17 protein-coding genes are annotated in these 21,039 nt (G+C 73.7%); 11 read left to right on the forward strand and 6 right to left on the reverse strand.

Annotated elements, in window-relative coordinates; translation table 11 throughout:
* The first annotated feature begins 2 nt into the window (after positions 1 to 2).
* Complete coding sequence (locus ABZX61_RS25010) at positions 3 to 1,208, forward strand: SGNH/GDSL hydrolase family protein (RefSeq protein ID WP_355198073.1); 1,206 nt, start codon at positions 3 to 5, stop codon at positions 1,206 to 1,208.
* Between the two features lie 11 nt (positions 1,209 to 1,219).
* Here ABZX61_RS25010 and ABZX61_RS25015 read toward each other — a convergent pair whose 3' ends face one another.
* The gene (locus ABZX61_RS25015; RefSeq protein WP_355198075.1) at positions 1,220 to 1,888 is read right to left on the reverse strand and encodes a hypothetical protein; all 669 of its coding nucleotides are present in this window, start codon (positions 1,886 to 1,888) and stop codon (positions 1,220 to 1,222) included.
* A 247-nt stretch (positions 1,889 to 2,135) separates the two neighbouring features.
* On the opposite strand from ABZX61_RS25015, the gene ABZX61_RS25020 reads away from it, so the two are divergent.
* Together ABZX61_RS25020 and ABZX61_RS25025 are read left to right on the forward strand one after the other, a co-directional pair.
* A complete protein-coding gene (locus ABZX61_RS25020) occupies positions 2,136 to 3,335 on the forward strand; it encodes a cytochrome P450 (RefSeq protein ID WP_355198077.1) in 1,200 nt (399 codons plus the stop codon).
* Positions 3,336 to 3,416: 81 nt separating this feature from the next.
* Positions 3,417 to 4,403 carry an aldo/keto reductase gene (locus ABZX61_RS25025; RefSeq protein WP_355198079.1) on the forward strand — a complete coding sequence of 329 codons (987 nt, stop codon included), beginning with the start codon at positions 3,417 to 3,419 and terminating at the stop codon, positions 4,401 to 4,403.
* An 18-nt stretch (positions 4,404 to 4,421) separates the two neighbouring features.
* Here the strand turns inward: ABZX61_RS25025 and ABZX61_RS25030 are convergent, their stop codons facing one another.
* The 3 genes from ABZX61_RS25030 to ABZX61_RS25040 all read right to left on the reverse strand — a co-directional run bounded on the left by ABZX61_RS25030 (position 4,422) and on the right by ABZX61_RS25040 (position 6,204).
* The gene (locus tag ABZX61_RS25030) at positions 4,422 to 5,075 is read right to left on the reverse strand and encodes a haloacid dehalogenase-like hydrolase (RefSeq protein WP_355198081.1); all 654 of its coding nucleotides are present in this window, start codon (positions 5,073 to 5,075) and stop codon (positions 4,422 to 4,424) included.
* A 36-nt stretch (positions 5,076 to 5,111) separates the two neighbouring features.
* A complete protein-coding gene (locus ABZX61_RS25035) occupies positions 5,112 to 5,393 on the reverse strand; it encodes a hypothetical protein (protein WP_355198083.1) in 282 nt (93 codons plus the stop codon).
* Between the two features lie 94 nt (positions 5,394 to 5,487).
* Complete coding sequence (locus ABZX61_RS25040; protein WP_355198085.1) at positions 5,488 to 6,204, reverse strand: GntR family transcriptional regulator; 717 nt, start codon at positions 6,202 to 6,204, stop codon at positions 5,488 to 5,490.
* Between the two features lie 308 nt (positions 6,205 to 6,512).
* Between ABZX61_RS25040 and ABZX61_RS25045 the strand changes: the two genes are divergently transcribed.
* From ABZX61_RS25045 to ABZX61_RS25060, 4 genes are read left to right on the forward strand one after another with little or no spacing between them, the layout of a single operon-like run.
* A complete protein-coding gene (locus ABZX61_RS25045) occupies positions 6,513 to 8,819 on the forward strand; it encodes a LuxR C-terminal-related transcriptional regulator (RefSeq protein WP_355198087.1) in 2,307 nt (768 codons plus the stop codon).
* A complete protein-coding gene (locus ABZX61_RS25050; protein WP_355198088.1) occupies positions 8,809 to 10,338 on the forward strand; it encodes a sugar ABC transporter ATP-binding protein in 1,530 nt (509 codons plus the stop codon). The genes ABZX61_RS25045 and ABZX61_RS25050 overlap by 11 nt, the downstream gene beginning before the upstream one ends.
* Positions 10,332 to 11,345, forward strand: a complete 1,014-nt coding sequence (locus ABZX61_RS25055) for an ABC transporter permease (protein ID WP_355198090.1) — start codon at positions 10,332 to 10,334, stop codon at positions 11,343 to 11,345. Before ABZX61_RS25050 ends, ABZX61_RS25055 begins: the two co-directional genes overlap by 7 nt.
* Positions 11,342 to 12,445, forward strand: coding sequence for a substrate-binding domain-containing protein (locus tag ABZX61_RS25060; protein WP_355198092.1), 1,104 nt, complete (start codon positions 11,342 to 11,344; stop codon positions 12,443 to 12,445). The genes ABZX61_RS25055 and ABZX61_RS25060 overlap by 4 nt, the downstream gene beginning before the upstream one ends.
* A 3-nt stretch (positions 12,446 to 12,448) precedes the next feature.
* Here the strand turns inward: ABZX61_RS25060 and ABZX61_RS25065 are convergent, their stop codons facing one another.
* A complete protein-coding gene (locus ABZX61_RS25065; protein WP_355198094.1) occupies positions 12,449 to 13,216 on the reverse strand; it encodes an alpha/beta hydrolase in 768 nt (255 codons plus the stop codon).
* Positions 13,217 to 13,290: 74 nt separating this feature from the next.
* Here ABZX61_RS25065 and ABZX61_RS25070 point away from each other — a divergent pair, with 74 nt between their 5' ends.
* From ABZX61_RS25070 to ABZX61_RS25085, 4 genes are read left to right on the forward strand one after another with little or no spacing between them, the layout of a single operon-like run.
* Complete coding sequence (locus ABZX61_RS25070) at positions 13,291 to 14,538, forward strand: CoA transferase (RefSeq protein WP_355198096.1); 1,248 nt, start codon at positions 13,291 to 13,293, stop codon at positions 14,536 to 14,538.
* Positions 14,535 to 15,401, forward strand: a complete 867-nt coding sequence (locus ABZX61_RS25075) for a MaoC family dehydratase N-terminal domain-containing protein (RefSeq protein WP_355198098.1) — start codon at positions 14,535 to 14,537, stop codon at positions 15,399 to 15,401. Before ABZX61_RS25070 ends, ABZX61_RS25075 begins: the two co-directional genes overlap by 4 nt.
* Before the next feature lies 1 nt (position 15,402).
* The gene (locus ABZX61_RS25080; protein WP_355198576.1) at positions 15,403 to 17,031 is read left to right on the forward strand and encodes an acyl-CoA dehydrogenase family protein; all 1,629 of its coding nucleotides are present in this window, start codon (positions 15,403 to 15,405) and stop codon (positions 17,029 to 17,031) included.
* A gap of 50 nt (positions 17,032 to 17,081) precedes the next feature.
* Positions 17,082 to 17,534: a GNAT family N-acetyltransferase gene (locus tag ABZX61_RS25085; protein ID WP_355198100.1), complete on the forward strand. Its 453-nt coding sequence runs from the start codon at positions 17,082 to 17,084 to the stop codon at positions 17,532 to 17,534.
* On the opposite strand, the gene ABZX61_RS25090 is transcribed toward ABZX61_RS25085, so the two are convergent.
* Positions 17,535 to 21,038, reverse strand: a complete 3,504-nt coding sequence (locus tag ABZX61_RS25090) for a BTAD domain-containing putative transcriptional regulator (RefSeq protein WP_355198102.1) — start codon at positions 21,036 to 21,038, stop codon at positions 17,535 to 17,537.
* Position 21,039: the final 1 nt, after the last annotated feature.

The following is a 21,039-nucleotide window of genomic DNA, read 5'->3' on the forward strand; positions in this document are numbered from 1 at the left end:
ACATGCTGAAAATCGCGACTGCCGCCGCGCTGGTGGCCGCCCTGGCGGCGGCACCGGCACCCGCCGACGCGGCGACCGGCAGGTGGGCGGCGGCCTGGGCGACCGGCGTCCAGCAGCCGTCGGCCGACGTCTGGTATCCCACCTGGGCGGAGAAGGGCTTCGCCGACCACTCCGTACGGCAGGCGGTCCGGGTCACCGCCGGCGGCTCGGCGGTCCGGATCCGGCTCTCCAACGCCTACGGCACCACCCCGCTCCGGCTCACCGGCGCCAGCGTGGGCAAGGCCGGCGCGGGCGCCGCCGTACAGGCGAGCACGCTCCGCCCGCTGACCTTCGCGCACGCCGCCTCCGTCGCCGTCCCCACCGGCGGGCAGGTCGCCAGCGACCCCGTCCGGCTCGCGGTCGAGCCGGGAGAGCGGCTGACCGTGACGCTGTACTTCCAGGGCGCCACAGGACCGTCCACCTACCACAACCTGGCCATGGCCACCTCCTACCGGGCCTTCGGCGACCACACCGGCGACCTCGGCGCGGCCGCCTTCGGTGAGACCAACAGCTCCTGGTTCTACCTGTCGGGAGTGGACGTGTACGGCGGCGCGGCCGCGGTGGCGACCTTCGGCGACTCCATCACCGACGGATACGCCGCCACCCAGGACGCCGACGACCGCTACCCGGACGCGCTGGCCCGCAGGCTGAACGGCCGGCGGCCGGTGCTCAACCTCGGCATCGCCGGCAACCGCCTGCTCAACGACTCGGCATGCCTGGGCGAGCGAGGGCTGACGCGCTTCCGCTGGGACGTTCTGGGCCAACCTCGCGTCAAGACCGTGATCGTGCTGGAGGGCATCAACGACATCCTCCTGGGCATGCAGGACCCCACCCCCTGCACCACCCCCGCGGTCAAGGTCAGCGCCGCCGACCTGATCGACGGCTACCGGCGGCTCATCCGCACCGCCCACGCGCGAGGCGTCCGGATCGTCGGCGGCACCCTCCTGCCGGCCGGTCTCCCCGGCGAGGCCGAGGCCGTCCGCGACGCGGTCAACGCGTGGATCCGGACCGGCGGCGAATTCGACGCGGTCGCCGACTTCGAACGCGCGGTCGCCGACCCCGCCGACCCCGATCGGATCCGGCCGGCCTTCGACAGCGGAGACCACCTCCACCCGAACCCCGCCGGTTACCGGGCCATGGCCGACGCCGTCGACCTGCACACCCTTTGAGGGCTGGGTGATCAGCGCCGGGGATAATGCGCCTTGGCGTAGTCGTCCCGCGCCTTTTCGCACGCCTCGACCTTCGCCCCCGGTCGGCAGTCGATGTAGACGGCCGTCACCGGCCGGCACATGTCGCTGCCCGAGCCGACGCTGTGCGCGTGCCGGCATCTCTGGTACTGGATGTCGCCTTCGATGCAGAAGCGACGAGCGATCTTCGCGCCGTTGACGCTCCGCGTCTGGCAGGCGCGGTAGACCGGGGCGGCAACGGCGCAGATCTTCCCGCCGCTCCGATAGAGGCAGGCGGCATACCTCGCGGATCTGTCGCACCGGAGCGCCGACCTGCCCAGGAACCGGCAGTACCGGTAGGCCTCCCCGACAGGCTCCGCGCCCTCGGCGCACGTGTGCGGCAACGGCCGGATCACGTCGGCACGGCGGCAGTCGGCCAGGAAAGCCTGCTGGTCGCGGTGGAGGGCGTCGCTGTCGCGGCACCGGCGGCCGGCGAAGCCGGACGCCGCGCAGCGCTCGTACTTCGCCTCTTCCTTCTCGCATCTCTTCTCGTCGGGGGCGTCCTCGCAGGACTTCACCAGCTCCGGGTCCTTGGTCTCCCGGGCGCTCGCGACCACGGGCGCCACCGGGGTGGGGGATCCGCGTTCCGGGCTCACCTCGTCCGTGCCGTGACTGAGATACACGGAAGCCGCGGCCACAGCTATTACCGCGAGGACGCTGTATAAGCGGGCCCGCCTGCGACGGCTTTCGATTGTCATCGTCACGCTTTTTTCTGGATAGCCCGCTCGATTCCCTTGCAGATCATGCCATAAGCGTTGCAGTGAGACCGGTTTCGGGCGGCCGAAAACAGGGACCGGTAAACGGAAATAGCCTGGGGCCGATCCCGAACATAAGGTGGACGCCTGCCATTCCGCGCGCGAAAGGGTGACGATGATCGAGACATTGTTCGATGAGGACTATTTCCGTGACCCGCATCCCGTATTCGCGCGGCTCCGCGAAGGGCGCCCCGTCTATCGCACCGCGACCCCGCAGGGCGTACGGGTCTGGGTGGTGAGCCGGTACGAGGACGTCAAGGCGGCCTGCACCGACCCGCGCCTCAGCAAGGACTTCACGAACAACCCGGACATGATCAAGTCGAACGAGCTGGAGGGCGGCGACAGCAGCGGCTACGAGGCCGTGGTGCCCCACAACATGCTCTTCGTCGACCCGCCCGACCACGCGCGCCTGCGGCGGCTGGTGGGCAAGGTGTTCACGGCGGGCCGCGTCCAGGCGTTGCGGCCCCGTGTCGAGCAGATCAGCGCGAGCCTCCTCGACAAGGTGGGCCCGGAGTTCGACCTGCTGCACGACTACGCCGTGCCCCTGCCCGCCATGGTGATCGGGGAGCTGCTCGGCATCCCCGAGAACGACTGGCCGCAGCTCATCAAATGGTCCAACACCACCATCGAGGGCGCCGTACTGGATCCGCAGGTGGTCGTGCGGGCCGCCACCGAGTTCATCACCTACCTCGGCGAGCTCTGCGAGGCCAGGCGGGCCGCGCCGGCCGATGACCTGTTCAGCGCGATGGTGCAGGCCCAGGACGAGGAGGGCGCGCTGAGCGGGCGGGAGCTCGTCGACACCGCGTTCCTGCTCACGGTCGCCGGCCACGAGACGACCGTGCACCTGATCTGCAACGGGGCGCTCGCGCTCCTGCGCCACCCCGACCAGCTCGCCAAGCTCCGCGCGGACCCCGGGTTGCTGCCGGCGGCGGTCGAGGAGTTCCTCCGTTACGACGGGCCGGTCAGCACGTCCACCCTCAGGTTCACCAAGGAGCCGGTCACCATCGGCGGCACGGAGATCCCGGCGGGGCAGCTCGTGCTGGTGTCCTTCCTGTCGGCCAACCGGGACGCGGCGCAGTTCGCCGACGCCGATCGCCTCGACGTCACCCGCGCTCCGGGCCAGCACGTCGCGTTCGGCCACGGCATCCACTACTGCCTCGGCGCCTCGCTGGCCAGGACCGAAGGCGCGGTGGCCTTCCGCCACCTGCTGGAGCGTTTCCCCGGCCTGCGGCTCGCCGTCCCCGAGGAGCGGCTGGCCTGGCGTCCGGGGCTGCTCATGCACGGCCTGACCAGCCTCCCCGTACGGAGCTCATGAGGCGCGGTGAAGCACGCCGAATTCGACGCTTGTGTCCGGGTCGTGGATCATGGAGGGCCGAGTGGCTGAAAGGTGCTGTGCATGCGTTACCGTCTGCTGGGCCGGACCGGGCTCAGGGTCTCCGAGCTGTTCCTCGGCGCGATGACCTACCGCGAGGTGTCGCCGGAGGCGCGGCGCATCCTCGACCTGTACGCCGAGTCCGGCGGCAACGTCGTCGACACGGCCTCCATGTACGGCGAGAGCGAGAACGTCGTCGGCGAGCTGCTCCAAGGACGCCGTGACCGTTTCGTCCTGGCCACCAAGTACACCGGCAGCCGCGACCGCACCGACCCCAACGCCGCCGGCAACCACCGCAAGAACCTCGTGCTGTCGCTGGAGCAGAGCCTGCGCCGGCTGCGTACCGACTACGTCGACCTCTTCTGGGTGCACGTCTGGGACCGGCACACCCCGATCGAGGAGACGATGCGCGCGCTGGACGACGCCGTCCGCGCCGGGAAGATCCTTTACGCCGGCATCTCGGACGCCCCGGCCTGGCTGGCCAGCCGGGCCAACACGCTGGCGGAGTGGCGCGGGTGGACGCCGTTCGCGGGATTGCAGGTGCCGTACAGCCTGCTGCGGCGGGACGCCGAGCGGGAGCTGCTGCCGATGGCGCAGGCGTGCGGGATGAGCGTGACGGCGTGGGGGACCCTCGAACGCGGCGTGCTGTCGGGCAGGTACAACGAGCCCGGCGCGCCGGCCTCCCGCGTGTCGCCCGACTCCCTGAGCGAGCGGGACCGGACCGCGGCGCGCGCGGTCGTCGAGGTGGCCGGCGAGCTGGGTGTCACGGCCTCGCAGGTGGCGCTGGCCTGGGTGCTCGGGCGTGGGGTGCATCCGATCGTCGGGGCGAGCAGCGTGGACCAGCTCAAGGACAACCTGGGGGCCTCGGGGCTCGCGCTGCCCGAGGAGGCGGTGCGGCGGCTTGAGTCGGCGGTGGAGTTCGAGCTCGGCTTCCCGCGGGACTTCGTCGAGGAGGTGGATCGGAGCCCGGCCATCTACGGCGATGCCGTCCACCTGCTGGACGGCCGCTGACCGCCAGGCCCCCATGGCTCAGGGCGTCGGCGTGACGGTGGGGAGCAGGGTGCGGGCCAGGCGGTAGGCCTCGGTGAGGTCGTCGCCGCGGTAGTCCAGAGCGGCGAGGTCGGCGAGGTGGTGGTCGGCGTTGACGGCGACGGTGTGCGGCAGGTGGCGGAACAGCGGCGCGTCCGACATCGAGTCGCCGTAGGCCAGGCACTGCTCGCGGCCGAGCCCGAGCCGGGCGCGGGTGCTGTCGGCGATGCGGACCTTGTCGGCGGGCGTCAGGACGCCACCGGGGTCCAGGGGCGCGGTGAAGGGCAGGGGCGGGAAACTGGAGGCGGCGACCTCGTCGAAGCCCAGCTCCAGCAGGTGGCGGGCGAAGAAGTCCGGGGCCATGGTGATGACCAGGGAGTGTTCGCCGCGGGCCCGGATGTCGGCGCAGACCTCGGCGATGCCGCCGAGCCAGGGGGCGGCGGCGTAGGCGGCGGCCACGACCTGGGGGGTGAGGTCGGCCCAGAGGCCGGGGAGGGCGGCGGAGAAGCCCTGGGTGTCGAGCTCGCCGGCGGCGAAGCGGGCCTCCATCTCGAGGAGCCGCGGCGTGGTGCCGGTGTGGCGGGCGATCTCGAGGCTGGCGGTGGAACCGGCCAGGAGGGTGCCGTCCATGTCGAAGATATGCAGGATGCCCATGGTTGTCCGATTATGTCAGGGCGCCCCGCTCGGAGATCAGACGGTGTTCAGCTTGCGGAGGGCTCGGGAGATGCCGTCGAGGCCGCGCGGCTCCCAGGTGAGCGCGTCGCCGGACCGGTAGGCCACCTTGAGCGGGAAGTGCTCGTGCGGACCTCCCTCCACGACCCCCCGGGCGGCGGCCATGACGGCCTGGGCGATGTCGGAGCCGAGCGCTCCGAGCTTGTCGTCGGTCCACGCCGCGGCGCTCTTGACCTGGGCCAGCGCGGCCGGCAGCGCAGGGTCTCGCCGCCGAGGCGGAAGTTCTCGCCAGCCTCTCACTTGAAAGGTTGCCTGGTAAGTTGCCAGCCAGACTTTCTTGCCAAATCGAGTGTGCCAAGAGAGGGAAATGTAAATTACGTCGTGCGCACGTGGGTCAGCCGTCGGTGGCGGCGGCCCCCAGGATCTCGTTGCGGTAGGTCAGGAGGTGCCGGCGCCACACCTCCGCCGCCTCGGCGGCATTGCCCTCCCGGATGTGCCTGATGACCGTGCGCGACTCCTCGACGTGGCCCTCGCGGGCACCGGCCTCGGCCGGCGCGCGGCGTCGCAGCTCCTGCCACAACGGCCCCGCGACATGCCGCAGCGCCTCTTCGAGGGCCTGTTCGAGCAGGGGGTTGCGGGCGGCGCGGGCGATGGCCCGGTGCACGGGCAGGTCGCTCGCGTAGGCGCCGGTCTCGGCGTACTCGGTCTCCAGCTTGGCCAGCGTGGCCTCGAGCAGCTCCAGGTCCTCCGGGTGGCGCTTCTCCGCGGCCAGCGCGGCCAGGGCGGGCTCGATCGCGAGCCTGGCCTCGAACACCTGCGGCGGCAGCACCTCCACGCCCCAGGTCGCCACGGTGGCCGCGGTGCCCGTGATCACCGTGCCCCTGCCCTTGTGGGACTTGGCCAGCCCGGCGAGCTCCAGGGCGGCGAGCGCCTCCCTGATGGTGGGCCTGCTCACCGCGAAGTTCTGCGCCAGCTCGCGCTCGGAAGGCAGCTTGTCGCCGGGTTTGAGCTGCTCGTCGCGGATCGCCGCGACGAGCTGGTCGGCGACTTGGGCGGCCGCGCTCCTCTTGACCACCGGAGTCACCGAGAACCCCGCGCTGCCACGTGTCACTACTCGATGCTCCTCTTTTGTGACCATTTGTGCGCTCGTGGGCATCATATCAAGCGGCCAGGCAACCTGACATGCTGACCAGCGACCACCGTCATACGGAGCTCAGCACGGCGTCTCACCCAGGTCAACCACCGTGGCCGTGGTCGGCATCATGCCCAAGGGCGCTTGGGATGGCCATGACCGGCCCGATCGCGGCTGGCACAGGGTTTGCGTCCGCACTGCCATGACGTTGCCCGCCACGGGTAGCAATAAGCCGAGGCCTACGAGGGCGCGCACGGGTGACGAGGTTTGTGGAAGCTATGGGGGCGATGGCGCGGTCACGTGCGGGGAATCTGCCACTGGAGCTCACGAGCTTCGTCGGTCGCAGGAACGAGATCGCCGAAGGCAAGCGCTTGCTCACCTCCGGCCGGTTCCTGACGCTCACCGGAGTCGGCGGGGTGGGCAAGACGCGGCTGGCGCGGCGGATCGCCGCCGAGATGTCACGCGAGTACGGCGACGGGGTCTGGCTGGTCGACCTGGCCCCGCTGGTGGCGGGTGCGCTGCTCACCGAGACGGTCGCCGACGCCGTCGGATGCCCCCGGCAGGATCCGGCCTCCCTCGCCGAGTACCTGCACGACAAACGGCTGCTGCTGGTGCTGGACAACTGCGAGCACCTGCTGCCCCAGGTCGCCGCGCTGGCCGGCGACCTGCTGGCGATGGCCCCCGAGCTGCGCGTCCTGGCCACCAGCCGGCAGGCGCTGCACGTCCCGGGGGAGCTGATCTTCGAGGTCCCGCCGCTGAACGTGCCGGGGACGGCCGAGATGTCGATGGACGGCGCCCTGGAGAACGAGGCGGTGCGCCTGTTCGAGGACCGGGCCGCCTCGGCCGTGCACGAGTTCAGGGTCACCGACGCCAACAGCGCGGCGGTGGCGCGGCTGTGCCGGCGGCTGGACGGCATCCCCCTGGCCATCGAGCTCGCGGCGGTGAGGGTGCTGGTCCTGTCCGTGGAGCAGATCCTGGAGCGCCTCGACGACCGGTTCCGGCTGCTGACGACCGGGCCCACCACCGCGCCGCCGCGCCAGAAGACGCTCCGGGCGCTGGTGGACTGGAGCTATGACCTCTGCTCCGAGGAGGAGCGGACGCTGTGGGAGCGGCTGTCGGTCTTCTCCGGCGGCTGCGGCCTGGACGCGATCGAGCACGTGTGCTCGGAGGGCGGGATCGCCCCGGAAAGCCTCATGGACCTGCTGACCCAGCTGGTGGACAAGTCGATCGTGCAGCGCCGCGGGCAGGCCTCCGACGTGCGCTTCGAGATGCTCGACACGCTGCGCCAGTACGGATGGAAGCGGCTCGTCGCCTCCGGCCAGGACCAGGCCCTGCGGCTGCGCCACCGCGACTGGTGCCGCCGGCTGGCGGCGCGGGCGGAGGACGAGTGGTTCGGCGAGCAGCAGATGGACTGGCTCGGGCGCCTCATCCAGGAGCAGGGGAACGTGCGCTCCGCGCTGGAGTTCTGCCTGGGCGCGCCGGGCGAGGCGTGGGCCGCGCTCGAGATCGCCGCCGCGATGTGGAGCCACCGGCTCTCGTGGAGCTCCCCGAGCGAGGGTCACCACTGGCTGGAACGGGCGCTGGCGCAGGAGTCCGGCGCCAGCGCCGGGCGGGCCAAGGCCCTGTGGGTCGACGCGTGGCTCGTCCTGCTGCGGGGCGACCCGCAGGCCGCCAAACCGCTGCTGGAGGAGTGCCAGGCGCTGGCCGAGCGGCTCGGGGACGAGGCCCAGCTCGCCGGCGCGCTGCACATCACCGGGTTCGCCGCGTTGCTGGCCGGCGACTTCTCCCGGGCCATGAAGCTCCTCGACGAGGCGCTGACCCGCCGCCGCGCCCTCGGCCACCGGGGGCACGCCTGGGTGGCCCTCTTCCAGCTGGCCATGACCGCCGTCCTCATGGACGACCCGCGGTCCACGGCGCTCTGCGAGGAGGTGCTGGAGACGGCCGAGCGCGCGAACGCCGAATGGTCGATCTCGTACGCGCTGTGGGTCGCGGCCCTCGACCGGCGGCGCCAGGGCGCGCTCCGGGAGGCCGTGACCATGATGCGGGACGCCGTGCGGCTCAAGGTGCGCTGCAACGACCACCTCGGCCTGGCCCAGTGCCTGGAGGGGCTGGCCTGGATCCTGGCCGACGACGAGCAGTACGAGCAGGCCGCCCAGATGCTGGGCGCCGCCCACATGGTCTGGCAGTCGATCGGGACGTCGCTGCCAGGCCTCGGGCACCTGGTCGGCGCCCACGACCGGTGCGAGTCCGGCCTCCGGCGGAATCTCACGGAGCGGGCGTTCAAGGCGGCCTTCGACCGCGGCGCGGAGCTCACCCCCGAGCAGGCCGCCGCGTACGCGCTGGACGAGAAGCCCGCGCGGCGCGCGGAGAGCGCCCAGCCCGAGTCCGACGCCACGTCCATCCTGACCCGCAGGGAGCGGGAGATCGCCGACCTGGTCGCGAAGGGCCTGAGCAACAAGCAGATCGCCGAGACGCTGGTCATCGCCCAGCGCACCGCGGAGTGCCACGTCGAGAACGTCCTGCGCAAGCTGAACTTCTCGTCCAGGTCGCAGATCGTCAAGGCGTGGGAATCGCGCCGCCCCGATGGCGAGTGACCCGCGCCCCCGGCCGGGAACGGCGGCGGACCCGGATTCGCTCGTCCGGATCCGTGGGCTGCGCAAGAGCTTCGGCGGCATCCACGCGCTGTGCGGAGTGGATCTCGACCTCCGCCGCGGCGACGTCCTCGCCCTGCTCGGCGCCAACGGCGCGGGCAAGTCGACGCTGATCAAGATCCTGGCCGGCGTCCACCACGCCGACGGGGGAGAGGTCGTCGTGGCCGGCCACCCCCTGGGCAGCCAGGCCGCCTCCGCCGGCATGGCGTTCATCCATCAGGACCTCGGCCTCGTGGAGTGGATGACCGTCGCGGAGAACATCGCCCTCGGAAGGGGATACCCCCGGCGCGGCGGCCTCATCTCCTGGCGCGCGGTACGCCGCCGCTGCGTGGACGCCCTCCGGATCGTCGCCGCCCGCCTCGACCCGGACGAGCCGATCGCCCGCCTGACGCGGGCGCAGCGCTCGCTGGTCGCCATCGCCCGCGCGCTGGCCACGGACGCGCGGATCATCGTGCTGGACGAGCCGACCGCCTCCCTGCCCGCCGCCGAGTGCGAGCGCCTCTTCGACGTCCTGCGCACGCTCCGCGATCGGGGCCACGGGATCCTGTACGTCAGCCACCGGCTGGACGAGGTCTACCGGATCGCCGACCGGGTCGCCGTCCTGCGCGACGGACACCTAGTCAGCCAGGGCCCGCTCGCCGGCCGCGACCCAGCCGACCTGGTGCGCGAGATCGTGGGGCGCGAGGAAAGGGCCCGGCGGCGCCGGGCCCGCCGGCCGGGAGAGGTCCTGCTGAGCCTGGACGGCGTGCGTGCAGGGCGGGCCGGCCCGGTGGGGTTCGACCTGCGGACCGGCGAGGCGCTCGGCCTGGTCGGGCTCACGGGAGCCGGGCACGTGGACCTCGGCCGCGCGCTGGCCGGCGCGTATCCCATGGCGGCGGGCCGCGCGCTGCTCGGCGGCGGCCCGTACCGGCCGGCCTCGGTCGCGGCGGCCGTCGGCGCCGGGGTCGGTTTCGTGTCCGGCGACCGGCACGAGGAAGGGGCCGCCGCCGACCTGAGCGTGCGGGAGAACCTGCTGGCCAACCCCGGCGCGCGCGGCCGATCGCCGCTGAGCCCGCTGAGCCCGCGCCGCGAGCGCGCCGAGACGGCGGCGATCGTCGAGCGGCTGCGCGTCCGCCCGGCCGACCCGGAGACGCCGTTCGCCGCCCTGTCCGGCGGGAACCAGCAGAAGGTGCTGATCGGCCGCTGGCTCGGGGCCCGCCGCCGGCTCCTGATCCTGGAGGAGCCCACGGCCGGCGTCGACGTCGGCGCCAAACCCGAGATCCTCCGGCTGCTCGACGAGGCCCTGGCGGCCGGGGCCGCCGCGCTCCTGGTCTCCGCCGACTTCGAGGAGGTCGCGAACCTGTGCGACCGGGCGCTCGTGTTCGCGCGCGGGGCGGTGACCGCCGAGCTGAGCGGCGACGCCCTCACCGTCGCCGCCCTCACCCGGGCGGCCACGGCCACCCCAGGGACGGGCCGTTGCTGACGGACGACCGCACGCCCCGGAGACGGCCCTCCGCCGGCAGGCTGATCGGCGGGTACGGGCTGCTCGCGCTGGCCGTCATCCTGTTCGCCGCGTTCGCGCTCGTCCTGCCGGACACGTTCCCCACCATGGCCAACCTGACCGCGATCGTCTCCGCCTACTCGATCATCGCGGTCCTGGCGCTGGGCTCGATGATCCCCATCATCACCGGGAACTTCGACCTGTCCCTCGGCTACGGCCTGGGCCTGTGGCACGTCATGACGCTGCTGCTGATCGTGAACGCCGGCTGGCCGTGGCCCGCGGCCTGCCTGGCCGTGCTCGCCGGCGCGCCGGCGGTCGGCGCGGTCAACGGCCTGCTGGTGGAGTTCGCGCGCATCGACTCGTTCATCGCGACCCTCGGCACCGGCAGCATCCTGTACGCCGTCACGGGCTGGGTGACCCGGGGCGCCCGGATCTTCCCCGGCCCGCAGGGCCTGCCCGAGGGCCTGACCGGCCTGTACGACTCGACCCTCCTCGGCCTGCCGGCGCCCGCGTTCTACGTGCCCGCCCTGGCCGCCGCGCTGTGGCTCGTGCTGGAGCGGCTCCCCGTGGGCCGCTACCTCTACGTCATCGGCTCGAACCCGCGGGCGGCGGAGCTGGTCGGGATCCCGGTCCGCCGGTACGTCGTCCTCGCCTTCGCGGGATCCGGCCTGGTGACCGGCTTCGCGGGCGTGCTCCTTGCGGCCCAGCAGCAGATCGGCAACCCGAGCGTCGGGCTGGACTACCTGCTGCCGGCGTTCGTGGCCGCGCTGCTCGGCTCCACCACGATCAAGCCCGGACGGGCCAACCCCTGGGGCACGGTCGTCGCCATCGCGGTCCTGGCCATCGGGCTGTCGGGCATCAGCCAGCTCGGGGCGGACTTCTGGGTCACCCCGCTGTTCAACGGCGCCACCCTGCTCGTCGCCGTCGGGCTGGCCGGCTACTCCGCGCGGCGCCGGGCGCATACCGGCCGGGTGCGGAGCCTTCCATGAACCTCGCCCGCCTCGTGGCGCTCGTCCTGGTCGCCGGCGGCTGCTCGCTCGGCACCCCGCCACCCGCCCCCGGAGGGGGGTGCCACGACGTGGTGCACACCGCCAGGCGGGCGGTCGCCCGCGCCGAGGCGACGGACGTGCCCTGGGGCGGTCCCACGAGTGGGCCGCGCGCCGTCCCCGGCAAGAGCATCGTCTTCGTCGCCTCGACCATGACCAACCCCGGTGTGGCCGGCACCGCCGACGCCGTACGGGCGGCCGCCCGGTCCGTACGGTGGAGCTTCCGCGTGATCGACGGCCAGGGCACCCCCGCCGGGATCCGGGTGGCCCTGGGCGAGGCGGTCGCGCTCCGGCCGTCGGGCATCGTCATCGGCGGGTTCGACCCGGGGGCCGTGGCGCAGCAGGTCAAGCAGGCCAACGCAGCCGGGATCCAGCTCGTGGGATGGCACGCGACCAAGTCGCCGGGCCCCAGCGCGAACCCCCGCCTCTTCACCAACGTCACCAGCCGGGTGGAGGACGTCGCGCGGATCAGCGCGTACTGGATCATCGCCCGGTCGAACGGCCGGGCGGGCGTGGTGATCTTCACCGACTCCTCGATCCCGTTCGCCGAGAACAAGTCCCGGCTCATCAAGCAGACCCTGGCGACCTGCTCCGGCGTCCGGCTCCTGTCCTACGAGAACATCCCGCTCCCCGACGCGGGCACCCGCACGCCGCAGGAGGTTTCGTCCCTGCTGCCCCGCTTCAGGGACCTGTGGACGTACTCGGTCGCCATCAACGACGTCTACTTCGCCGACGCCGCTCCCGCGCTGCGCGCCGCCGGCAAGCCCGGGGAGGGGCCTCCCTACTCCATCGGCGCCGGGGACGGGGATCCTTCGGCGTTCCAGCGGATCCGCGCCCGGCAGTTCCAGCACGCGACCGTCCCGGAGCCGTTGAACGCGCAGGGCAGCCAGATCGTCGACGAGCTCAACCGCGCGTTCGCCGGGCACCCGCCGAGCGGGTACGTGACGCCGGTGCACCTGACCACGACGGCGAACGTCGACGATGCCACGTCCTGGGATCCGCGCGGCTACCGCGACGCCTACCTGCGGATCTGGCGCGGGTAGGCCCTACCAGCCCCGGGACCGCAGGAAGGCGGCGCAGCGGCCGGTCCAGTCGCCCACGACGGGATCGGCCTCGGCCAGCCCCAGCCCGTGCCGGCCGCTGGGATAGACGTGCACCTCCAGGGGGATCCGGTGGCGGGCGAGCGACCGGGCCACCTGGAAAGTGTTCTCGACGGGGACCGCCTCGTCGTCGGCCGTGTGCCACAGGAACATGGGCGGCGTGGCCGGGCCGACGCGGTCGCCGAGCGACAGCTCGGAGCGTACGGACTCGGGCGCGTCCGGGCCGAGCAGGTTGGCGGCCGAGCCCTGGTGGGCGGCCGGTCCGGTGAGCGCGGCGACGGGATAGCAGAGCACGGCGAGCCCGGGGCGGGGATCGGCCCCGTCGACGGCGTCGTGCGGGCCTTCCGGCAGCATGGAGCCCGCCTCGGTGGCGAGCAGCCCGGCCAGGTGGCCGCCCGCCGAGAAGCCGAGCACCCCCACGCGGGCCGGGTCCACGCCGGTCGAGGCGGCGTGGTGCCGCACCCAGCGCACCGCCCTGGCGGAGTCGAGCAGGGGCAGCGGGTGGCGGTGCGGCGCGATCCGGTAGCGCACGACGAACGCCGCGATGCCCAGCGAGTTGAGCCAGCGCGCGACCGGCGCGCCCTCGTGGTCGGCGAGGTGGTGGTAGGCGCCGCCCGGGAGGACCACGACGGCCGGGCTGGGGCCGTCGTGCCGTACGGGGAAGGCGGTGATGGTCGCCTCGCCGGTCGTGGGCCACAGGGGGTGCTCGCTCATGCCATGCCTTTCTGGGTTGTCCGAGACGGATGTTAGCGAGGGCCCGATGTGAACGGTTCGGTTAGGTTGGTCGGGTGCGTGATCGGGACCACCCGTTGAGCAAGGATGCCGCGCGGCCGCTGAGCGGGCTGCGGATCGTCGAGCTCTCCAGCTACGTGGCCACGCCGCTGTGCGGGATGACGCTGGCGCAGCTGGGCGCCGACGTGATCAGGGTCGAGCCGATCGGCGGGGCTCCCGACCGTACGCGCTGGCCGCTGGCCGCGAGCGGGACGAGCCTGTACTGGTCGGGCCTCAACAAGGGCAAACGCGCCATCGAGGTGGACCTGTCCGCCGAGGACGGGCGGCGGCTCGTCGCCGACCTGGTCGTCGGCGGGGGACGGCGCGGCGGGATCGTGATCAGCAACGCCGACCGGCACCCGGAGCTGACCTTCGAGGCGCTGCGGGCCCGCCGCCCCGACGTGATCCACGTGCTGCTCACCGGCCGCCGCGACGGCGGGACCGCGGTGGACTACACGGTCCAGGCGGCGACCGGGTTCCCGCTGCTGACCGGCCCGGAGGACGCCGGGCAGCCGGTGAACGGCGTGGTGCCCGCCTGGGACCTGGCCGCCGGCCTCTACCTGGCGGTCGGGCTGCTGGCCGCGGAGCGGCACCGCGTACTCACGGGGGAGGGGCAGCAGGTGCGGGTGGCGCTGGAGGACGTCGCCCTGGCGGTCGCCGGAAGCCTCGGCTACCTCGCCGAGGCGCAGCTGAACGGCACCTCGCGCGAGCGGATCGGCAACCACGTCTACGGCACCTTCGGCCGGGACTTCGCCACCGCCGACGGCGGGCGGCTGATGGTCGTGGCGCTCACCGACCGGCACTGGCGCGACCTCCTCGCCGCCACCGGCCTCACCGGCGTGGTCTCCGCGCTGGCCGCCGCCCTCGGGGTGGACTTCGGCGCGGAGTCCGAGCGCTACCGGCACCGCAGGGTGCTCGGCGACCTGATCGCGAGCTGGTTCGAGACCCGTACGCTCGCCGAGGCAGAAGAGGCGCTGCGGGCCACCCGCGTGCTGTGGTCGACGTACCGGAGCTTCACGGAGCTGGCCGCGACGCTGCCCGGGAACCCGCTGATGGGGAAGATCGCCCAGCCCGGGGTCGGCGAGCACTGGGCGCCGGGCTCGCCGCTGGTGATGGACGGCGAGCAGGCCCCTCCTGAGGCGTCGCCCGAGGTCGGCGGGCACACCGAGGAGGTGCTGCGGGCCGAGCTCGGCCTGTCCGCGGCGGAGCTGGCGGCGCTGCGGAGCAACGGCGTCATCCGGACGACGCGGGGAAGGTCCACGTGAGCTGGGAACCGCACACCCTCACCACCCGGGAGACGGTGGACCCGGGCCCGGTCGCCGCGCTGTCGGCGCTGTTCGACGACGGCACGCCCGCGGTCGGCCCGGGAGACGCGCTGCCGCCGCTGTGGCACTGGCTCGCCCTGGCCCACTGGCCCGTCTCGTCCGTGCTCGGCGCGGACGGCCATCCGGCGCGCGGGTCGTTCCTGCCCCCGGTGGAGCTGCCGCGGCGGATGTTCGCGGGCGGCGAGGTCGCCTTCCACGTCCCGCTCGCGGTGGGGAGCACGGTACGCCGCGAGGCGCGCGTGGAGTCGGTCACCGAGAAGCCGGGGCGCTCGGGCCGGCTGGTCGTCGTGGTCGTCGCCATCCGGCTGTACGACGAGCACGACCGGCTCGCCGTCGAGGAACGGCAGGACCTCATCTTCCGGGAGGCCGGGGCCGTCCCGGAAGAGGCCGCTCCGGCCGGGCCCGCGGCGGCCCTGGCGCCCGCCGGCGCGCCTTTCGCCCGGGAGGGGGAGGGTTCCTGGCGGTTCGCCACGGACCCGACGCTGCTGATGCGGTTCAGCGCGGCGACGTCCAACCCGCACCGGATCCACTACGACTGGCCGTACGCCACCCGCGTCGAGGGCTACCCCGGCCTGGTGGTGCACGGGCCCCTGATGACGCTCGCCCTGGCGGAGGTCCTGCGCCTGGAGGGGCACGGCGCGCCCGTGGCGCGCATGCGGCACCGGAACCGCAAGCCCCTGTTCTGCGGCCGGCCGGCGCTGCTGCGGCGGATCGACGCGGCCACGCTGGGCGTGTTCGGCCAGGACGAGGAGCCCCACAGCACCTTGGCGATCGAGTTCGGGGGAGGCGCCGGCCGTGCGTGAGATGACCGGGCCCGGCCGCGCGCGTGCCGTCGTGGAGGCGCTGCGGGGCGTCGTCGGCAGTGCCGCCGCCCACGTCGCCTCCGCGGACCGGGACCAGGCCGTGGCCTACGACGTGGCGTCCATGTCGGCGGCGGTCGCGGCAGCCGGGGCACTCCTCGACCACGTCGCGGACCCCGACGCGGGCCACCTCGGTGGCCCCGGCGTAGACCCTGGAGCCGGCCACGGCGCAGATCCCGGCCCGGGCCACGGCGCGGACCTGGCGCTACTTTATGCCGCCGACGTCGCCGCCGATCTGGCCGGTCGTCTGACCGGCAGGGAGTCGCTGTGGGGCGTGGACGGGACGGCCCTGGACGGCGTCGCCGCCCACGTCGCCGCGGGACGCGACCCGGCGTTCCTGGAACGCGTCGCCGAACGCGTGCTGGCCACCCGCGAGGCGGGGCCCCGGCACCTGTCCGCCGAGCTGCAGCTGGTCCGCGCCGCCTTCCGCGAGTTCGCCGCCGACCGCATCGCCCCCGTCGCCGACCGGATCCACCGCGACGACGAGGACATCCCCGCCGACATCATCGACGGGCTCGCCGGCATGGGCTGCTTCGGGCTGTCGATCCCGGCCGAGTACGGCGGCGGCGCCGAGGGCGACGAACTGGCCGCCATGGTGGTCGTGACCGAGGAACTGTCCCGGGCCTCGCTGGGCGCCGCCGGCTCGCTCATCACGCGTCCCGAGATCATCGCCACCGCGATCGCCCGCGGCGGCACCGAGGAGCAGAAGCGGCGCTGGCTGCCTCTGATCGCCTCGGGGGAGCGGCTGTGCGCCGTGGCGGTCACCGAGCCCGACTTCGGCTCCGACGTCGCCCGGATCACCACGAGCGCGACCCGCGACGGCGACGAATGGGTGCTGAACGGCGTCAAGACCTGGTGCACCTTCGCCGGCCGCGCCCACTACCTCCTCGTCCTGGCCCGCACCGACCCGGCCGGGCACCGGGGCCTTTCGCTCTTCGTGGTGGACAAACCCTCCTTCACCGGCCACGAATGGCGCCTCACCCAGAAGGGCGGCGGGTCCGTCGAGGGGCGTGCCATCCGTACGCTCGGCTATCGGGGCATGCACTCGTTCGAGGTGCGCTTCGACGGCTGGCGCGTCCCCGCGGCCGACCTGATCGGCGGGGAGGGCGGTCTCGGGCGCGGGTTCTACCTGCAGATGCAGGCGTTCGCCAACGCGCGGCTGCAGACCGCGGCCAGGGCCGTCGGGGTCATGCAGTCGGCGCTGGAGCTGGCCGTGGACTACGCGGGGCAGCGGTCGGTCTTCGGCCGGCCGCTCGCGGACTACCAGCTGACCCGCGCCAAGATCGCCAGGATGGCCGGGTCGATCGCCGCGTGCCGGGCCTTCACGTTCGCGGCGGCCCGGGCCGTGACGGCCGGCGACGGCCAGCTGGAGGCCGCGCAGGTGAAGCAGCTCGCCTGCCGGGCGGCCGAATGGGTCACCAGGGAGGCCCAGCAGCTGCACGGCGGCTACGGGTACGCCGAGGAGTACGGCATCTCGCGGCTGTTCGTGGACGCGCGCGTGCTGTCCATCTTCGAGGGCGCCGACGAGGTCCTCGCCCTGCGGGTGATCGCCCGCAGGCTGATGAAACCCTGACGACGAAATCGGTTGGCGGAGGCCGCGGATCGGCCGAGATCATGGCCCTCATGTCGATCCGTACGGCCCGCGAAGCCGATCTGCCCGCCCTGCTCGCCCTCGCCGTCGCTTTCTACGAGGAGGACGGCTTCACCACGCCGGAAGGCGACCTCGGCGCCAACCTCACCACCTTGGTCACCTCGCCCGCGGCCCGGGTCGCGGTGAGTGAGGAGCACGGCCGGATCATCGCGTTCGCGATCACCACGACCTCGTTCGGGCTCGAGTCCGGCCTGATCGCCGAGCTCGAAGACCTCTACGTCGCCCCGGAGGCGCGCAGGCGCGGCGAGGCCAACGGGCTGATCGAGGACAGCCGGAGCTGGGCCGCGGAGCTGGGATGTTCTCTCCTGGAGATCGTGATCGCCCCCAACGGCAACGACGTGAGCCATCTCTTCGACTTCTACGGCAAGCGCGGGTTCCAGGACGAGGGGCGCCGCCTGCTCAGCCAACCGCTGTCCAGGACGTGATCACGCTCTGGTGGCGACCTGGAGATGCCGGCGGACGCCGGTGGCGGCGGCGCGGTCGCGCCACCAGTGCAGGCCGGCGGCGTCGGCCTGCTGTTCGAGGGCGGTGAGGTGGGCGGTGGCGGCGTCGTGATGGCCGGTGGCAGTGGCGAGCAGGGCGAGGTACCAGTCGACGGGGCCCAGGCAGAGCACGGCTGACAGGGCGGAGATGCGGCCGCTGTAGGGGAGCAGGGCGGTGTAGGCCGTACGGCATTCGTGGGTGCGGCCGAGCGCGGCGACGGCGGCGGCGCGCAGGCAGGTGGCCGACAGCCAGGACCAGTCCCGGGGAGGGGTTTGACGGGGGCCGCCGTTGAGGCGCCGCGCGTGGTCGAGGTGGCCCTGGGCGCACAGGTGCAGGGTGGTGGCGTCGTGGTGCAGGGTGGGATGGACGCCGCGGACGGCGGCGATGACGGGCGCGGCGTCGGCGATGGCGCCGCGGTGGTAGCCGAGCGCGACGCGGCCGGTGGCGACGGTCTGGCGGGCGTGCCAGAGGTTGAGGTGGCGGGCCTGGTCGTCGGCGTCGTCGTAGAGGCGGTCGGCCTCGTCGAAGCGGCCGTCGAGGGTGAGCCGGTTGGCGTGCCAGAGGGTGTGCTGGAAGCGGGGCCAGGGCAGCGGGTGGAGTTCCAGGAGGGCGTCGCAGCGGGCGGCGGCCCGATCGGCGCCGGCCACGTCGAACGCCTCCAGGCGGCCGCAGGCGTCCACCATGCCGGCGAGCAGCTCGACCTGAGGGTTGTCGGTGTGTTCCGCCAGGTCGTGTAACTCGCCGGTGAGGTCCGCCAACCCGGTGAGGGCCCGGGGCCGGGGCACGGTGAGACGGCGGTCGTCGCGGGTGCGGGTGCGGGTGAGCGGGTGGGGGTCGTCCACCGGGTGCCGGCCCACCTGATGCCGGCCTACCTGGTCCTGGGCTGCCGGATGCCGGACCATCAGGCGCCGGTCGGGCTGGTGCTGGCCCGCGTGGTGCTGGCCCGCGTGGTGCTGGCCCGCGTGGTGCTGGGCTGCCGGGTGGCGGTCCGTCAAGGGCAGGCCTGTCAAGGGCAGGCCCGTCAGGGGCCGGTCCGCCACGGCCCGGCTCGCTTGGTACGGGTCGCGTAGCAGCGACAGGGAGGGCTTGCCGAGCGCGGTGAGGGCGCGTACCACCAGGCCGGCGCCCGCGTCGGCGCGGTCGGCGGCGCGCAGGGCGGCGGCTCCGGCGCGGCGGGCGGCATCCCGGTCGCCGGCCGCCTCCAGGGCCTGGACGTGGTGGAGGAGCAGCTCCACGTGCTGGGCGGGGTCGCCGCCCGAGGCGTCGTGGGCGGCCACCGCATGGCCCCACCACCTGGCCGCCTCCGCGTACGCCAGGCGCAGGCCGGCCTGCTCAGCGGCGGCCACGGCCCAGCGCACGGCCTCGCCGTGCGAGCCCGCCTGGACGGCGTGCCAGGCGATGGCGGCCACGTCGGCGGACGGGCGGGCGGCCAGGGCGGCGGCCAGGTCCCGGTGGACGGCGGCCCTGCGCCGTGGCTGCAGGCCCCCGGCCAGCGCCTCCCGCACCAGATCGTGCACGAACACCAGCCGCCCACCCCCGGCGACGGCCGGCTCCACGCGAAACGCGCGCCTGCCCCCGACGGGCAACCCCGCGCCGACGGCCCGACCGGGCGCATCCTGCGCGCCGGGCACCCCCATATCGGTGGAGAGGTCGAATGCGTCGCCAGAGACGGGTAGTGCCGCGTCGGTGGTGAGGTCGAGCGCGTCGCCGGAGAAGGGCAGTCCCGTGCCGGTGGTGAGGTCGAGGGCGTTGTTGGGGACGGGCAGTCCCGTGCGGGCCGTTAGGTCGGCGCTGGGGGTGAGCAGGCCTGCGCGGGTTGCGCGGTCGAGGAGGTCGGCCGCCTCGGGGCCCGCGACCTGCGTCACGATCGCCGGGTCGAACTCCCTGCCGAGCACCGCCGCGACCGACAGCACGTCCGCGACCTCGGCATCGAGCTGCGACCGCACCAGCCCGGCGACCGTCTCCGGGACGGCGTCCACGGCGTGTCCGCCGGCCCGCAGCAGGAGGCATTCCCGCACGAAGAAGGGGTTGCCGCCGGTCCGGTCGGCCAGCCGCGCCGCGGCCTCGGCGTCGAGCTCAACGCCCATGCCGGCCGCCATGGACCGTACGGCCTCCGGCGCCAGGCCGCGGACGCGCAGGCGGACGAGGTCGTAGCGGGCCAGCCGGCTCAGCGGGTCGTCGAAACCCGGGCGGAACGCGGCGACCAGCGTGACGGCGGCGCCGTCCAGCCGCATGACCAGGTCCCTGAGCAGGTCCAACGACGCGGAGTCGGCCCGCTGCAGGTCGTCCAGGACGATCACCAGCGGCCGGACGCGCGCGGCCGCGGCCAGCCACCGCGCGACGGCGTGCGCGTCGGCCGGGCGGTCCGCGTCGAGCAGGCCGGCCAGGGTCTGCCGGTCGCCGGGCGGGCAGTGCTGTTCGAGCGTCCGCAGCACCTGGACCCACGGCCACAGCGGCGGCAACCCTTCGGCGTCGTGGCAGCGCCCCCAGAGCACGAGCTGCCCGAGCGCGGCCGAGCAGTGCTCGCCGAACTCCTCCAGCAGGAACGTCTTGCCGATCCCCGCCTCGCCGCTCACCGCCGCCAGCCGCAGGCCGGTGTGTGCGGCCCGCTCGGGCAGCGCCATCAGCTCGGCGAGCCGGTCGTCCCGGCGAGCCGGCCGGGGCTGGGCCGTCACGACCAGGGTGGCCGGGGCGGCCCGCTCCAGGGAGTCGGCCTGGCGGAGGATGTCCTGTTCGAGGGAGCGCAGCTCGGGGCCGGGGTCGAGGCCGAGCTGGTCGGTCAGTTGCCGGGCCGCGCGGCGCAGTACGGCCAGCGCCTCCGCCTGCCGCCCGGTGCGGTACAGGGACAGGGCGAGCAGGCACCACAGCCGCTCGCGCAGCGGGTTCTCGGCCGTCTCCGCCTCCAGGTCCGTGATCACGGCCTGCGGGCGGCCCAGGTCGAGCAGCGCCCGGGCGCGCCGCTCGAGCGCGACCAGGCGCAGCTCGCGCAGCCGGCTCACCTCGGTGAGGGCCCAGGTCTCGTCCCCGAACTCCCCGTACGGCATGCCCCGCCACAGCCCGAACGCGGCGTCCAGGCAGGTCAGCGCCTCCCCCGGCGACTGGAACTCCGACCGGCCCACCAGCTCCTCGAACCGCGACGCGTCCACGTCATCGGCGGCCAGCAGGTAGCCGGGCGGCCGGCCGATCAGCACCTTGGGCTTGGCCCACGGCCCGCGGTCCGGCTCGATCGCCCGGCGCAGGTTCGACACGTACGAGTGCAGCGACGACAGCGCGCTGGGCGGCGGCGTGTCCCCGTACATGTCATGGATCAGGGTGTCGGTGGAGACCACGACCCCCCGTGCGATGAGGAGCCGGGCCAGCACCGCGCGCGGGCGGGCCCCGCCCAGGCCGACGGGCTCCCCGTCGTCGGCACGGACCTCGAGAGGTCCCAGAACTCGAAATTCCACA

Source organism: Nonomuraea sp. NPDC003709 (assembly GCF_040610775.1).
In the GTDB taxonomy this organism is placed as follows: Bacteria; Actinomycetota; Actinomycetes; order Streptosporangiales; family Streptosporangiaceae; genus Nonomuraea; species Nonomuraea angiospora_A.

What these genes read in the sequence shown, in the direction of transcription:
- ABZX61_RS25065 (WP_355198094.1), bottom strand. Translation starts at nt 13,216, where the DNA reads ATGAGCGAGCACCCCCTGTGGCCCACGACCGGCGAGGCGACCATCACC.
- ABZX61_RS25030 (WP_355198081.1), bottom strand. Translation starts at nt 5,075, where the DNA reads ATGGGCATCCTGCATATCTTCGACATGGACGGCACCCTCCTGGCCGGT.
- ABZX61_RS25010 (WP_355198073.1), top strand. Translation starts at nt 3, where the DNA reads ATGCTGAAAATCGCGACTGCCGCCGCGCTGGTGGCCGCCCTGGCGGCG.
- ABZX61_RS25050 (WP_355198088.1), top strand. Translation starts at nt 8,809, where the DNA reads ATGGCGAGTGACCCGCGCCCCCGGCCGGGAACGGCGGCGGACCCGGAT.
- ABZX61_RS25025 (WP_355198079.1), top strand. Translation starts at nt 3,417, where the DNA reads ATGCGTTACCGTCTGCTGGGCCGGACCGGGCTCAGGGTCTCCGAGCTG.
- ABZX61_RS25045 (WP_355198087.1), top strand. Translation starts at nt 6,513, where the DNA reads ATGGCGCGGTCACGTGCGGGGAATCTGCCACTGGAGCTCACGAGCTTC.
- ABZX61_RS25080 (WP_355198576.1), top strand. Translation starts at nt 15,403, where the DNA reads ATGACCGGGCCCGGCCGCGCGCGTGCCGTCGTGGAGGCGCTGCGGGGC.
- ABZX61_RS25060 (WP_355198092.1), top strand. Translation starts at nt 11,342, where the DNA reads ATGAACCTCGCCCGCCTCGTGGCGCTCGTCCTGGTCGCCGGCGGCTGC.
- ABZX61_RS25020 (WP_355198077.1), top strand. Translation starts at nt 2,136, where the DNA reads ATGATCGAGACATTGTTCGATGAGGACTATTTCCGTGACCCGCATCCC.
- ABZX61_RS25085 (WP_355198100.1), top strand. Translation starts at nt 17,082, where the DNA reads ATGTCGATCCGTACGGCCCGCGAAGCCGATCTGCCCGCCCTGCTCGCC.